Below are 14,018 nucleotides of genomic sequence, written 5' to 3' on the forward strand. Positions count from 1 at the left end.
TTATTTCTTCAGGGACGCGGCGGCACGACGCGGACCTTTACGGGTGCGAGCGTTAGTGCGTGTACGTTGGCCGCGCACTGGCAGACCGCGACGGTGACGCATGCCACGGTATGTTCCCAAGTCAGCCAAACGCTTGATCGAGAGCTGGACTTCACGACGCAGGTCACCTTCTACGGTGAACAGGCCGATCTGTTCGCGAATGCGCTCGAGTTCCGCGTCGGTCAGATCTTTGACTTTCTTGGAGTATTCAATGCCCGACGCAACGCAAATCTTGCGAGCGCGGGTGCGACCGATGCCGAAAATCGCGGTAAGACCGATTTCGGCGTGTTGATGCGGCGGGATGTTAATGCCGGCAATACGGGCCATGGTTATTCCTTGTTAAATCGGTTGCGTTTCGGCGACCTAGCCTTGACGCTGCTTGTGGCGTGGATCGGTGCAGATGACTCGCACCACGCCATGACGTTTAATGATTTTGCAGTTGCGGCAGATCCGCTTTACTGATGCCATTACCTTCATGGTTTGACTCCTAGTTTCCTGTAACCGGGCCGCTTATTTGGAGCGGAACACAATTCGTGCTCGGGATAGATCATAGGGCGTGAGCTCCACAGTGACCTTGTCGCCCGGCAGAATCCGGATATAGTGCATACGCATTTTGCCTGAAATGTATCCAAGCACTACGTGACCATTTTCCAGCTTGACGCGAAAAGTTGCGTTGGGAAGGTTCTCAAGAACCTGTCCCTGCATTTGAATAACGTCGTCCTTTGCCATTTTCGTAAATTACCGCATCGGCAAGCTCGAGCCTTTGAAGTTAGCCTTCTTGAGCAGCGAGTCGTATTGTTGTGACATGACATAGGCCTGAGCCTGCGCCATGAAGTCCATGGTTACTACAACAATAATCAGCAAGGATGTGCCGCCGAAATAGAACGGTACATTCCAGCGCATTTGCAAGAACTCTGGTACCAGACATACCAAGGTGATGTAGATAGCACCGGCCAACGTCAAACGCATCAAAATCTTATCGATATAACGCGCTGTCTGATCACCGGGACGAATCCCTGGTACGAAAGCTCCACTCTTTTTCAAGTTGTCTGCAGTTTCGCGGCTGTTAAACACCAGGGCCGTGTAGAAAAAGCAGAACAAAATGATCAGCGCGGAGAACAAAGTAATGTAAAGCGGCTGACGCGGCGACAAAGCAGCCTCGATTTCACGCAGCCAACCCAAACCGGGCGTGCTGGAGAACCAATTAGCAATCGTCGCTGGCAACAGAATGATGGACGAGGCGAAGATCGGAGGGATCACACCAGCCATATTCAGTTTCAGCGGCAAATGCGAGCTTTGACCACCATAGATACGATTACCAACTTGCCGTTTGGCGTAGTTGACCGTGATACGACGCTGACCACGCTCGACAAAGACGACGAAGTACGTGACGGCGGCTACTAAAACGAGGATAAACAGTGCCGATAAAATCGACATGGAATCCGTACGCACCAGATCAAGCATACCGCCCAAAGCATTAGGCAGACCCGCTACGATACCGGCGAAGATCAGAATGGAAATACCATTACCCAACCCCCGTTCAGTGATCTGTTCACCCAGCCACATGACGAACATGGTGCCAGTGACCAGTGTTACCACTGTCGTGAAGCGAAACAGCATTCCTGGGTCGATAACCAGACCAGGTTGCGATTCTAGAGCGATGGAAATCCCAACTCCCTGGAACAAGGCCAAAAAGACCGTTCCGTAACGGGTGTATTGCGTGATCTTGCGACGACCCGACTCACCCTCTTTCTTGATTGCTTCCAGCGTAGGCACCACAGCGGTCATCAATTGCATGATGATAGACGCTGAGATGTAGGGCATGATTCCCAGTGCGAACACTGAGAATCGCTCTAAAGCACCACCGGAGAACATGTTAAACAAACCCAGAATACCACTCTGGTTTTGAGTAAACAGTTCGGACAAGGCATCAGGATTGATGCCTGGTACCGGAATGTGCGTACCCAAGCGGTAGACAATCAGGGCGAGCAACAGGAAAACGAGACGACGTTTCAAATCGCCGTAGCGCGGACCCGACTTACTCTGTGCCTGAGCTTTTGCCACCGTGACCCCTTGTTATTCCAGCGAGCCGCCGGCTGCTTCGATCACGGCGCGAGCGCCGGCCGTTGCATTAATGCCTTTCAGCGCAACTTTACGGGAAAGTTCACCGGACTTGATGACTTTAGCGTAACGCACCATTTGGCCAACCACGCCAGCCTGCTTCAGTGCCTGGACGTCGATAACTTCGGCATCCATTTTTTGCAGTTCGGACAGACGTACTTCTGCGTACAGGTGGTCGTCCAAGGTGGTGAAACCACGCTTAGGCAAACGACGTTGCAAAGGCATTTGACCGCCTTCGAAACCGACTTTATGAAAACCACCCGAGCGAGATTTTTGGCCTTTATGACCACGTCCGCCGGTTTTACCCAAGCCAGAACCGACACCGCGACCAACACGACGTGGTGCGTGTTTGGCGCCAGCGGCGGGCTTGAGATTGTTTAATTGCAATTCTGACATCCCGATTCCTTTCAGGCTTCCGAGACCGTAACCAGATAATCCACCTTACGGATCATCCCACGAACCTCAGGAGTATCAACCAATACACGGCTGGTGTTGACTCGGCGCAGACCCAGGCCGCGAACAGTGTCGCGGTGGCTTTGCTTAGTGCCGATGACCGAACGCACCAACGTAACTTTGATTTGTTTCTGTGCCATGACTTACCCCAGAATTTCTTCAACTGTCTTGCCGCGCTTGGCAGCAATATCAGCAGGTGTCGAGCAAGCACGCAAACCGTTCAATGTAGCGCGAACCATGTTGTATGGGTTGCTAGAACCCAGGCTCTTAGCTACGACGTTGCGCACGCCCATCACTTCGAAGATAGCGCGCATTGGGCCACCAGCAATAACGCCAGTACCTTCAGCTGCCGGCGAGATCAGAACGGTGGATGCACCGTGCTTACCAACGACGGTGTGATACAGAGTGCCGTTTTTCAAAGGCACTTTGACCAGACCGCGACGGGCCTGTTCCATTGCCTTTTGAACAGCAACGGGTACTTCGCGGGCTTTGCCCTTACCCATGCCGATGCGACCATCGCCATCACCAACTACGGCCAGCGAAGCAAAGCTCATGGTGCGACCACCTTTAACTACTTTGCTAACGCGGTTGACCGCAATCATCTTTTCTTTCAGGCCGTCATCGCGCTCTTGCTCTGGAGCCTGTCTGCCTTGTGCTTTAGCCATTTGATAATTCCTTTAGAATTTCAAGCCGGCTTCACGCGCGGCCTCGGCCAGCGCTTTCACGCGGCCATGGTAACGGAAGCCCGAGCGGTCAAAAGCAACCGTCTCGATGCCCGCAGCCTTCGCCTTTTCGGCGACGCGCTTGCCAACCAGGCTGGCTGCCGCTACGTTGCTGCCAACGGCCAATTCTTTGCGAACTTCGGTCTCGACAGTGGAAGCACTGGCCAGAACGCGGTCGCCTTCGGGCGAGATGATGCTCGCGTAAATATGCGTATTCGTGCGATGCACCGACAGGCGGTGTACGCGCAGTTCGGCGATCTTGCGGCGAGTAGCCACTGCACGACGCATACGGGATTGTTTCTTGTCCATGATTCGTCCTTGCCTGTGGGCTTATTTCTTCTTGGTTTCCTTGAGGATGACGCGTTCGCCGACATAACGTACACCCTTGCCTTTGTAAGGCTCTGGTGGACGATAGCCACGAATTTCTGCGGCAACCTGACCAACCACCTGCTTGTTCGAGCCCTTGATCACGACTTCCGTCGGAGTTGGGCACTCGGCTTTGATGCCTTCAGGCAGGTCGTGCATGATGTCATGCGAGAAACCAAGCTGCAACTTCAAGGCATTACCCTGGACGGCGGCGCGGAAACCCACACCCACCAGACTCAGCTTGCGTTCGAAACCGGCGCTGACGCCAACAACCATGTTGTTGACCAGTTGGCGCACGGTGCCGGACATTGCGTTTGCGTGACGAGTTTCGTTCGCAGCCACAAAAGACAGCTGACCGTCTTGAAGTTCAATGGTGACGTCGCCAGTCAGAGTTTGAACCAAAGTGCCCAGAGGACCTTTGACCGTGATCTGATCAGCGGCAATAGTCGTTTCTACGCCAGCAGGCAGGGAAACGGGATACTTAGCGATACGTGACATATGATGTTCTCCTTATGCCACGTAGCACAGCACTTCGCCACCGACGCCAGCTGCACGCGCTTTGCGATCGGTCATCACGCCACGAGACGTAGAGACGATAGCAACGCCCAAGCCGTTCATGACTTGAGGGATGTTCGTGCTGCCTTTGTAGATGCGCAGTCCAGGACGCGAAACGCGGTCGATGCGTTCGATGACTGGCTGGCCGGCATAGTATTTCAGGGTGACTTCCAGCTCTGGCTTGGCTTTTTCGCCAACGATGCGGAAATCTTCGATGTAGCCTTCGTCTTTCAGCACAGCAGCAATAGCTGCTTTCAGCTTCGAGGAGGGCATGCTAACCGATGTTTTGTTGACCATTTGCGCGTTACGCACGCGGGTCAACATATCGGCGATTGGATCGCTCATGCTCATGTGTATTTCTCCTACCAGCTGGCCTTGGTCATACCGGGGATCTCGCCGCGCATTGCCATTTCGCGCACTTTATGGCGAGTCAAACCGAATTTCTTGAAAACACCGCGAGAGCGTCCCGTGATAACGCAACGGTTGCGTTGACGGGTCGGGTTCGAGTTGCGTGGCAATTGCTGCAACTGCAAACGAGCCTCGTAGCGTTCTTCGTCAGACTTGGACTGGTCGTCAATGGTCGCTTTCAGTTCGGCACGTTTAGCGGCGAATTTCTCAGCCAGCTTGACGCGCTTGATGTCGCGATTGATGAGGGAAAGTTTAGCCACGTTGCGCCCCTTAGTTGCGGAACGGGAAGCTGAACGCGCTAAGCAGCGCCTTGGCCTCTTCGTCCGTCTTGGCAGATGTAGTGATGCTGATGTTCAGACCACGCACTGCGTCGATTTTGTCGTACTCGATTTCGGGGAAAATGATTTGCTCTTTAACCCCCATGTTGTAGTTGCCACGACCGTCAAACGCACGACCCGACACACCACGGAAGTCACGTACGCGTGGCAGAGCCACAGCGACCAGACGATCCAGGAATTCGTACATGCGTTGACCGCGCAGGGTCACCATACAACCAATCGGGTAATCTTCGCGAATCTTAAAACCGGCAATAGCTTTGCGGGTTTTCGTGACAACGGGCTTTTGACCAGCAATTTTGGTCATGTCCGATACCGCGTTCTCGATGACTTTCTTGTCAGCAACCGCTTCCGAGACACCCATGTTCAGGGTGATCTTGGTGATGCGCGGCACTTCCATGATGCTCTTGTACTCGAACTGCTTTTGCAGATCGGCAACCACTTTTTCGCGGTAGAACTCTTGTAAACGTGTCATGTTATCCGCCCCTTATGCCTTGGCGCCAACGGCTTTGCCGCTGGAACGATAAATACGCGTCTTCTGACCGTCGATCACCTGAATACCAACGCGGTCGCCCTTGCCAGTTTCTGGGTTGAACAGAGCAACGTTCGAGATGTTGATAGGCATAGTCTTGTCGACGATCCCACCTTGCGTACCAGCCATAGGATTGGCTTTAACGTGTTTTTTGACGACATTGATGCCTTCCACAAGGATGTGGTCTGCGTCGATGCGTTGCAGTACGGTGCCACGGCGTTTTTTATCACGACCGGTCAGCACAATAACTTCGTCGCCTTTACGAATTTTTTGCATTTTTCGCGCTCCTTACAGCACTTCGGGAGCCAGGGACACGATCTTCATGAACTTCTCGGTACGCAGTTCACGCGTCACGGGTCCGAAGATGCGGGTGCCGATAGGCTCCAGCTTGGCATTGAGCAATACGGCAGCATTGCCACCGAAACGAATCAGCGAACCGTCTTTACGGCGCACGCCCTTAGCGGTACGAACCACTACAGCGTTGTAGATTTCGCCTTTTTTGACGCGTCCGCGCGGGGCCGCTTCTTTAACGGTAACTTTAATAATGTCACCAATTGCGGCATAACGGCGCTTCGAGCCGCCCAGCACTTTGATGCACATTACAGAACGCGCACCTGTGTTGTCGGCCACGTCCAGCGTGGTCTGCATTTGAATCATGATTTTTCCTGTTCCAACTTAATTGCAACGATCCAGCCAAAATGACCGGGTCATACAACCAGTTTTGGTCCCGTCAGATTCGGATCCAGCCAGTTCGATACCGTAAACCCGATCTCGATCTGGTCCGGCAAGCCGAACCCTAGGTTGAAATCTTGCGAGAGACAAAACGTTGTATTACCAACTTCAATCCGGATAGCCTGTTAAGCCTCTCCGGTCAATATCAAGAGGTAAGCCACATATACTAGCAAACAAGCCCCAAAAAAACAAGGGGATATTTGCTAAGGCCTTGGCAGGACGGCGTTTTCACGCAACAACTCGTCCAGCTGGGTACTGTTGCTGGCACGGGTTACCCGGCGCAAGCCAATTCCCAGTTCCTGCAGACTTTGCAAAAATGCGGTCAATAAATGACGCCCGCCTACCTCGGTCTGAAGAGTCTGAGCACGCTCATCGTCTAGGACGATATACTTGAGCGCCATCAAGTGCAGCCACAGAATGGACTCGGGCTGCTCCAGGACACGACGTAGACCAAACTGCACTCCCAAGGGGCGTAACTTATCTACAAAGGCGACGGTCTCAACATCGTGTTCGCTCAGGCAGTAGGCATCCAACTCAATGATCAGTCGCTGAGCCTTATCCCCTGCTGCTGCCAGAGCCTGCACCACCTGACCTCCAAAACCCGGCTTGATCACAGAGGCCCAGGACACTCGAACACTTAAGCTGCCCTCATTATTGGCCAGCCAATCGCAGGCCAACTCCATCGTTCGCAAGTCACACTGCCAAGACAAACCCAGTCGAACTGCAACGGGAATAAACAGGTAAGCAGGCAAGCTAGCCTGCCCAGGCTGCTCGGGCAATAAATTCAACGTAGCATCATGGATCTGACCAGACTGCCCCCAGACGCCCACCCCCGGCTTCACATTTAGCTCAATTCGACCCTGCTCCAGGCCGCTCTTTATACGGGAATGCCATTCCTGCTCGCCAATCGAAGAGCTAGCTTCGTGATGAGCCCCCTCGGATGGGCGGTACTCCACCTCTTGGTGCCCTGCCCCTTCGGCGCGCATCAAAGCATTATCCAAACGCGTCATGACCGCACTAAGCGAATCCTGCCCTTCATAGTTGGTCATGGCCATAGACCAACGGCACAGGCTGCCATCTTTTAATGGCTGGCGCAGCTCTTGCAAGGCAGTACGCAATTCCTGGGCGAAAACCATAACCTGCGGCCCGGTCTGCCCTTGAAGCAGCACAATAAAATCAGACCCATTCAAGCGAGCCAGATTGCCTACGTTCATACCGTTTTTCTGCAAAAGCTCTGTACAACGCTGCGTCACCAGCTTTAGCCAGGCATCCACCGCATCCCGCGACAAAGAAGTATTCAAGGGCAACAAGTCCCGTTGACGGAACAGCAGCACATGGCCGCCCTCTTCCTGCTGCAGCACCTGACGGAACAGGTTCACAAAATATTTACGATTCGCCAAGCCGGTCACTGGATCGCAGTTCAACTCCAGTTGCAATTGCTCGATCCGGTCATTTTGCTCCTGACTGCTGACGCGTATACGCTTTTGCACAGTGCTTAGCGTATGAGTCACCGCTTCCAGCTCAGGAATAGTGCGCACTTTCTTGCGGCTGGGTACGGATTCACTCTGATCCATCTGCTGAAGCTCGAACTGCACGTGCTCACGCAAGGCCCGACGCAACCAGGCCATAACCATCAGCACAAAAATGCCCCAAACAATCCCTGCACCCAGGACGAGTAAGGTGACACGTACAAAACTTTTCCACAAACTGGCACGGGCGTATTCATCAGCCGCTTTCACTTCAATTGTGCCGATCTGGTTCCAGCCGTTACTGACATGAGCCGAGGCCTTGGGTACATCAATGGGCAAGGAATTGGCGAACCACTCAGGTGAAGAGGTGCTAGCTTGCCTCTCTTGCTGGGCACTGCGTTCCACCACAACCGCATTGGAGGTGTCATAGAAACGGATATGCTCAAACTGCCCTGTGTCGTACAAGGCGGAGATCAGAAGCTCTTGAGTAATCGCATCCTGATTGCTGGGTTGAGACAGGGTCAACGCCAAGGACGTAGCCGCCGACTCTCCCTGAGCCTGTAACTGGCTACTTAAGTACTGTCTTGCCGAATCCACGCTAAACCATAGCGTGCCAATCAAAATAGCAAGAATCGCGCACGAGACACTTAGCAAGAGCTGTTTAAGTAAAGACATAGCGCTTCCGTATATTCCATAAATTCTGGTCTAGCCCACCCTGACGGGTGCCTTGGGGTTTGCTCAAGATCTGCCTGCTGACCTGAAGGCCAGTGGGCATCAAGGTACAAAACCTTCCTTACGCATTTTTTCCAGCAAACCACGCCAGCGGCTAATACTGTCTACCGAACCTTTTTGAGTATTACCCACATACACCCCTTGTGAGTTAAAGCTAAACACAGGGGTTAAATCAGGACGTTGGCTGGCGGGACGAATCGAACCACTTAAATTATCCAGCAACAAAGGCTCGGACTGCGGCGTGGGATAGTAGCCCAACACCATATGCGCAATACTTTGACCACCCACCTGGGCGCGTACATAAATCAGGCGCAGTTTTTCATTGGGTACACCCAAATGCAACAAGGAAAAATACTTGCCGATGACAAAGTCTTCGCAGTCGCCAGCAGCTTTGCCCAAGGTTTCAATCGGTGTTGCCCAATAATCCAGCTGGCCCCAAATATGAATGTCTTCACCAGCCATCACAGTCATATTCCAGAATTCATTAATCGCATCTAACTGGCGACGTTCGCTTAAACCACGGGCGGATTCCAGATTGCTCATCCACCGATCCACGGCAGTCCCCGCACGGGCGCCAAAACGGGAAACAGCGGTCTGACGAAGCTTGCTTGCCTCGAACTGCAAGGCAGGCGCCGACAAAGGCAGCCACACCAATACCAGCAGTGCGACCAGCACAAACAGTGCAATCCTAGATCGAAGAAAAAAGCGTAGCCAGGCAAAAGACAAGAGCACGTCAATCCCAAATAAGCAAACCCTTATAACGGCGTTATAGCTTGCCTATTTAGTAAGCACTTGGCAATCGACTAAGCGCCTAATCCCTCTATATATAGAGCAGGCTGTTAAACGGTCTCAAACTACTCCTGAAAAGCGAGTCACTCAGCCTTCAAACCTGCAGAGCCACACGTTTGCCCGGCTAAACCTGGGCAGCAGCCAAGCGGCATGTGCCCTTTTTTACGACACATCACGATGATAGTCACAAATGCCAAACATTCACTATTGGCGCTGACGACAAGCTACGGGCATAAAAAAAGCCCCACAAAGCCAAAAGGCATGTGGGGCTTGGCACTACCCGCAGGTAGCGCCTATCCGGTGAACAGCTTAGAAATCAGAAGACTTCAAAGTACCGTCTTTCAGCGAGTTGGCGATCTGAGCTGCCTTCTCTGCATCAAAGTCGATGTTGTCCAGAATGATCTTCTGATCAATCTGACCATTGCCTTGAGAGCTGATACCGATTTCCATCTTGCCGTTATCCGAGCGGCTTACCGTCAGGTACTGGCTCAGATCACCGCTATTGAGGTCATGGCCCGACAACAGATCAGTGATATCCAAGGTGTCGGTACCCGCATCACCAAAGTCCATCACTTTATCAACAGCCGGTTTGCTGGCAGTGCCTTGATCACCCTTATTCCACACAAAGGTGTCATCACCCTCACCACCGAACATGATGTCGTCGCCGGCACCACCGATCAGAGTGTCGTTACCGCCCTGGCCGTACAGGATGTCGTTACCGTTGCCACCATCAAGGATGTCATCGCCACCACGTTTGTCGCCATCAACGTTGAAAGCTTCGTGGTTGCCCTTGATGTAGTCGTAGATATCGTTACCCGTAGCTGGAGTACCGCCGTTCTTCATCTGCAAGAACACTTCCAGCGCCTTCAGACCGGAGCCATCAGGCAAGTTGTCTGGGCGACCACCCACTTCATGCCATGGCAAGACAGCACCATCGGTATTGATCGTGTCACCAAAGATGATGTCATTACCGTCGCCACCGATGATGTGGTCATTACCGACAGGTGCTGGATCGTTCGTTACCGAACCACCCTTCAAGGCTGCATCCAAGTCTTCTTTGGTATTAACGATGTCGACCTTATTGACCTCTGTCCAATCATTTGGATTGCCGGAGGACAACAGAGTGACGTCATCAATGTAGACCTTGTAATTACCACTGCTGGAACGATCATCCACCAAGAATTCGAAGCGGTACTTACCTTCGCCAACTGGCTTGGTCGTAATAGTGCCGTTGCTGTTAATACGGCTCCCAGATTCAACGACCTCCCAGTTTCCAGTCTTCTCGTTGAACTTCTGCAGTTGCCACTGGAATACATCCTGGCTCTTGCGCCCACTTTCAGAATAATGGAAGCTCAGCTTGCCATAGCTGCCAGCTGCGACAGTCATACCAGGACCAGTAACCGTTGTGGATGTGTCATTCCAACTGCTATAGGTATCCGTAATTTCCAGACGATTATCAGGATTGCGGGTACTACCCAAATTATGAACACCCAAAGAGCCGTTACCGTTAACCTTCGTCCAACCGGCGTGACTACCGTTTTCGAAGTCGGTAACGTCCTTGCTACCACGCACCACATCAATGATCTCGGTGCCGGTGTTGTCGTACTTGCGCAGCACATCCACGCTAACGTCGTTACCAATACCCACGGCGTAAACCTTGCTGCCCGAGGATGTCACCAAGCTGTCATAGGCAGTCTTACCACGTGAGTCAGCGGTGGAGTCATAGCCACTACCTGCACCTTGACCAGTACCGTACTGGGTTGGGTTGCCGTCTGTCAGGAAATACGTAACGTTTTCATAGTTGTTGCCGTTCTTGTCGACTGCAGGTGCGTCGCCAGTCTTGAACCATGCTTCAGCCGCTTTAAAGGCCGCTTCATAGTTGGTACCACCCACATTGGAGTTCCAATTGGAGTTGTAGCCATTCAAGGTGTCGATCGAATTCAGCAGACTAATCAAATCGGCATGAGTCAGATCCTTGAAGACCAGAGGCGTATCAGCCTTGGTACCAAAGCCAATGATGCTCAGGTTCACCGTGCCGCCTTCGTGATTGGCCAAGCTCTCGGCCAAAGTCGTCAGCGCAGCCTTGAGCAACTGCATACGGTTCATATTGTCCGTACCAGAGGCTTCCTTCATGCTGTTGGAACGGTCAACCAGAATGGCAATGTTGTAGCTCTGGCCGTGAACGATGTTTTCTTGTACACCACCGCGGTCGCCGATGATGACGTCATCACCCACACCGCCGCTAGGCGTACCACCACCGTTGCCATCGACAATCAGCTGATCCACATCCAGCGTGTATGGGCCGGAATCGTTGGCAGAAGCACTATTGCCAGCCGAGTCTGTCGTCGTGACCTTGGCATCGACCGTATCGTTCTTCAGCAGATCCTGTACAGGCACTGGGATCTTGAAGGTCAGATCATTACCAACCGTACCGGTGTATTCCTTACCACCGATAGTCAGAGTCACGGTATCGCCTGGCTGAACATCTTTGCCAACCGTACCGGTGACATCGATCGTGCCCTTACCGTCACCTGCTTCCTTGTGATCAATCACGCCGTCACCGGCGATCGGATTCAAAGTGATGTCGGCTTCAGGCAATGTAGTCTGCACACCGTAGTCGCGATCGGCTTCAGCACTAGCACTGTTACCAGCATCGTCCTTGGTCTCGACCTTGGCGTGGACATTATCATCCAGAGCCAGTTCGGAACCGGGAACATTCACATTCCAGGTCTTACCATCGGCGTTAACCGTGGTCGTGTAGTCCTTACCATTGACCGTCACGGTCACGGTATCACCGACCTTCACATCCTTGCCAACCGTACCGGTCAAGGTCACGTCGGACTCGGACTCAGCCTTGTTGATCACGTCGTCACCAGCAATGGTGTTGATGGTGATCGAAGCTTCAGGAGCGTCGGTATCAACACCGTAGTCACGGTCAGCTTCAGCCGAAGCAGGGTTACCCGCTGCATCTTCGGTCTCAACCTTGGCTTTAACGTTCGTGTCTTGGATCAACTCAGAGCCAGGAACATCCACGTTCCAGGTCTTACCATCGGCGTTAACGGTCGTGGTGTAGTCCTTACCGTTCACGGTCACCGTGACCGTGTCGCCGGCCTTAACGTCTTTACCAACGGTACCGGTAATGGTCACGTCGGACTCAGACTCAGCCTTATTGATCACGTCATCTTCAGCGATCACATTGATCGCGATCTCGGCTTCGGGCAGATCCGTATCGATGCCGTAGTCACGGTCAGCTTCAGCGCTGGCTGGGTTACCTGCCGCGTCTTCAGTCTCAACCTTGGCTTTAACGTTCGTGTCTTGGATCAACTCAGAGCCAGGAACATCCACGTTCCAGGTCTTGCCATCGGCGTTAACCGTGGTCGTGTAGTCCTTACCGTTCACGGTCACCGTGACCGTGTCGCCAGCCTTAACGTCTTTACCCACCGTACCCGTGATAGTGACATCACCTTCCGATTCGGCCTTATTGATCACGTCGTCTTCAGCGATCACATTGATCGCGATCTCAGCTTCGGGCAGCGTGGTGTCAATGCCGTAGTCACGGTCAGCTTCAGCGCTGGCAGGGTTGCCAGCGGCGTCTTCGGTCTCAACCTTGGCTTTAACGTTCGTGTCTTGAATCAGCTCAGAGCCAGGAACGTCTACGTTCCAGGTCTTGCCGTCAGCGTTAACCGTGGTCGTGTAGTCCTTGCCGTTGACCGTCACGGTCACGGTATCACCGGCCTTCACATCCTTGCCAACGGTACCGGTAATGGTCACGTCGGACTCAGACTCAGCCTTATTGATCACGTCGTCTTCAGCGATCACATTGATCGCGATCTCAGCTTCGGGCAGATCCGTATCGATACCGTAGTCACGGTCAGCCTCAGCCGAAGCAGGGTTACCTGCCGCGTCTTCGGTCTCAACCTTGGCTTTAACGTTTGTGTCTTGGATCAGCTCAGAGCCAGGAACGTCTACGTTCCAGGTCTTACCGTCAGCGTTAACCGTGGTCGTGTAGTCCTTACCGTTGACCGTGACGGTCACGGTATCACCAGCCTTAACGTCTTTACCCACGGTACCGGTAATGGTCACGTCGGACTCGGACTCAGCCTTATTGATCACGTCATCTTCAGCGATCACATTGATCGCGATCTCGGCTTCGGGCAGCGTGGTGTCGATGCCGTAGTCACGGTCAGCTTCAGCCGAAGCAGGGTTACCCGCGGCGTCTTCCGTCTCAACCTTGGCTTTAACGTTCGTATCTTGGATCAACTCAGAGCCAGGAACATCCACGTTCCAGGTCTTGCCATCGGCGTTAACCGTGGTCGTGTAATCCTTGCCGTTCACGGTCACCGTGACCGTGTCACCAGCCTTAACGTCTTTACCCACGGTACCGGTAATGGTCACGTCGGACTCAGACTCAGCCTTATTGATCACGTCATCTTCAGCGATCACATTGATCGCGATCTCAGCTTCGGGCAGCGTGGTGTCGATGCCGTAGTCACGGTCAGCTTCAGCCGAAGCAGGGTTACCTGCGGCGTCTTCAGTCTCAACCTTGGCTTTAACGTTCGTGTCTTGGATCAACTCAGAGCCAGGAACATCCACGTTCCAGGTCTTACCATCAGCGTTAACCGTGGTCGTGTAGTCCTTACCGTTCACGGTCACCGTGACCGTGTCACCAGCCTTAACGTCTTTACCCACGGTACCGGTAATGGTCACGTCGGACTCAGACTCAGCCTTATTGATCACGTCATCTTCAGCGATCACATTGATCGCG

At 53.1% G+C, this 14,018-nt stretch carries 17 protein-coding genes; all 17 read right to left on the reverse strand.

From position 1 onward, the window contains the following. A complete protein-coding gene (gene rpsM / locus IE156_RS12735; RefSeq protein ID WP_189392888.1) occupies nucleotides 1-366 on the reverse strand; it encodes a 30S ribosomal protein S13 in 366 nt (121 codons plus the stop codon). 36 nt (nucleotides 367-402) lie between these two features. Beyond that, nucleotides 403-516, reverse strand: coding sequence for a 50S ribosomal protein L36 (gene rpmJ / locus IE156_RS12740; RefSeq protein ID WP_003805360.1), 114 nt, complete (start codon nucleotides 514-516; stop codon nucleotides 403-405). Nucleotides 517-549: 33 nt separating this feature from the next. Beyond that, the gene (gene infA, locus IE156_RS12745; protein ID WP_003805361.1) at nucleotides 550-768 is read right to left on the reverse strand and encodes a translation initiation factor IF-1; all 219 of its coding nucleotides are present in this window, start codon (nucleotides 766-768) and stop codon (nucleotides 550-552) included. A 9-nt stretch (nucleotides 769-777) separates the two neighbouring features. Next, complete coding sequence (secY, locus tag IE156_RS12750; RefSeq protein WP_003805363.1) at nucleotides 778-2,103, reverse strand: preprotein translocase subunit SecY; 1,326 nt, start codon at nucleotides 2,101-2,103, stop codon at nucleotides 778-780. A gap of 12 nt (nucleotides 2,104-2,115) precedes the next feature. Further along, nucleotides 2,116-2,556 (reverse strand): 50S ribosomal protein L15, encoded by a 441-nt coding sequence (rplO, locus tag IE156_RS12755; protein WP_189392889.1) that lies wholly within the window; start codon nucleotides 2,554-2,556, stop codon nucleotides 2,116-2,118. Nucleotides 2,557-2,567: 11 nt separating this feature from the next. Then, a complete protein-coding gene (rpmD, locus tag IE156_RS12760; protein WP_003805366.1) occupies nucleotides 2,568-2,753 on the reverse strand; it encodes a 50S ribosomal protein L30 in 186 nt (61 codons plus the stop codon). 3 nt (nucleotides 2,754-2,756) lie between these two features. Next, complete coding sequence (gene rpsE, locus IE156_RS12765; protein ID WP_189392890.1) at nucleotides 2,757-3,278, reverse strand: 30S ribosomal protein S5; 522 nt, start codon at nucleotides 3,276-3,278, stop codon at nucleotides 2,757-2,759. Nucleotides 3,279-3,290: 12 nt separating this feature from the next. Further along, nucleotides 3,291-3,644, reverse strand: a complete 354-nt coding sequence (gene rplR / locus IE156_RS12770) for a 50S ribosomal protein L18 (RefSeq protein WP_189392891.1) — start codon at nucleotides 3,642-3,644, stop codon at nucleotides 3,291-3,293. Between the two features lie 21 nt (nucleotides 3,645-3,665). Then, entirely contained in the window at nucleotides 3,666-4,199 is a 534-nt protein-coding gene (gene rplF, locus IE156_RS12775) for a 50S ribosomal protein L6 (protein ID WP_189392892.1), read from the reverse strand. A gap of 12 nt (nucleotides 4,200-4,211) precedes the next feature. Continuing rightward, nucleotides 4,212-4,607, reverse strand: coding sequence for a 30S ribosomal protein S8 (gene rpsH / locus IE156_RS12780; protein ID WP_026484822.1), 396 nt, complete (start codon nucleotides 4,605-4,607; stop codon nucleotides 4,212-4,214). An 11-nt stretch (nucleotides 4,608-4,618) separates the two neighbouring features. After that, entirely contained in the window at nucleotides 4,619-4,924 is a 306-nt protein-coding gene (rpsN, locus tag IE156_RS12785; RefSeq protein WP_189392893.1) for a 30S ribosomal protein S14, read from the reverse strand. Between the two features lie 10 nt (nucleotides 4,925-4,934). Continuing rightward, nucleotides 4,935-5,474, reverse strand: a complete 540-nt coding sequence (rplE, locus tag IE156_RS12790) for a 50S ribosomal protein L5 (protein WP_189392894.1) — start codon at nucleotides 5,472-5,474, stop codon at nucleotides 4,935-4,937. 12 nt (nucleotides 5,475-5,486) lie between these two features. Beyond that, on the reverse strand, nucleotides 5,487-5,807 hold the full coding sequence (gene rplX / locus IE156_RS12795) for a 50S ribosomal protein L24 (RefSeq protein WP_189392895.1): 321 nt from the start codon (nucleotides 5,805-5,807) through the stop codon (nucleotides 5,487-5,489). Nucleotides 5,808-5,819: 12 nt separating this feature from the next. Beyond that, nucleotides 5,820-6,188 (reverse strand): 50S ribosomal protein L14, encoded by a 369-nt coding sequence (gene rplN / locus IE156_RS12800; RefSeq protein WP_003805375.1) that lies wholly within the window; start codon nucleotides 6,186-6,188, stop codon nucleotides 5,820-5,822. Nucleotides 6,189-6,466: 278 nt separating this feature from the next. Continuing rightward, nucleotides 6,467-8,407: a bifunctional diguanylate cyclase/phosphodiesterase gene (locus tag IE156_RS12805; protein WP_189392896.1), complete on the reverse strand. Its 1,941-nt coding sequence runs from the start codon at nucleotides 8,405-8,407 to the stop codon at nucleotides 6,467-6,469. 99 nt (nucleotides 8,408-8,506) lie between these two features. Then, complete coding sequence (locus IE156_RS12810; RefSeq protein ID WP_189392897.1) at nucleotides 8,507-9,139, reverse strand: transglutaminase-like cysteine peptidase; 633 nt, start codon at nucleotides 9,137-9,139, stop codon at nucleotides 8,507-8,509. Between the two features lie 423 nt (nucleotides 9,140-9,562). Beyond that, nucleotides 9,563-14,018 (reverse strand): Ig-like domain-containing protein (locus IE156_RS18540; RefSeq protein ID WP_189392898.1); only part of this gene is annotated, 4,456 nt, incomplete at its 5' end.

The sequence above is a fragment of the Alcaligenes pakistanensis genome, from assembly GCF_014652815.1.
GTDB classification, from domain to species: domain Bacteria; phylum Pseudomonadota; class Gammaproteobacteria; order Burkholderiales; family Burkholderiaceae_B; genus Alcaligenes; species Alcaligenes pakistanensis.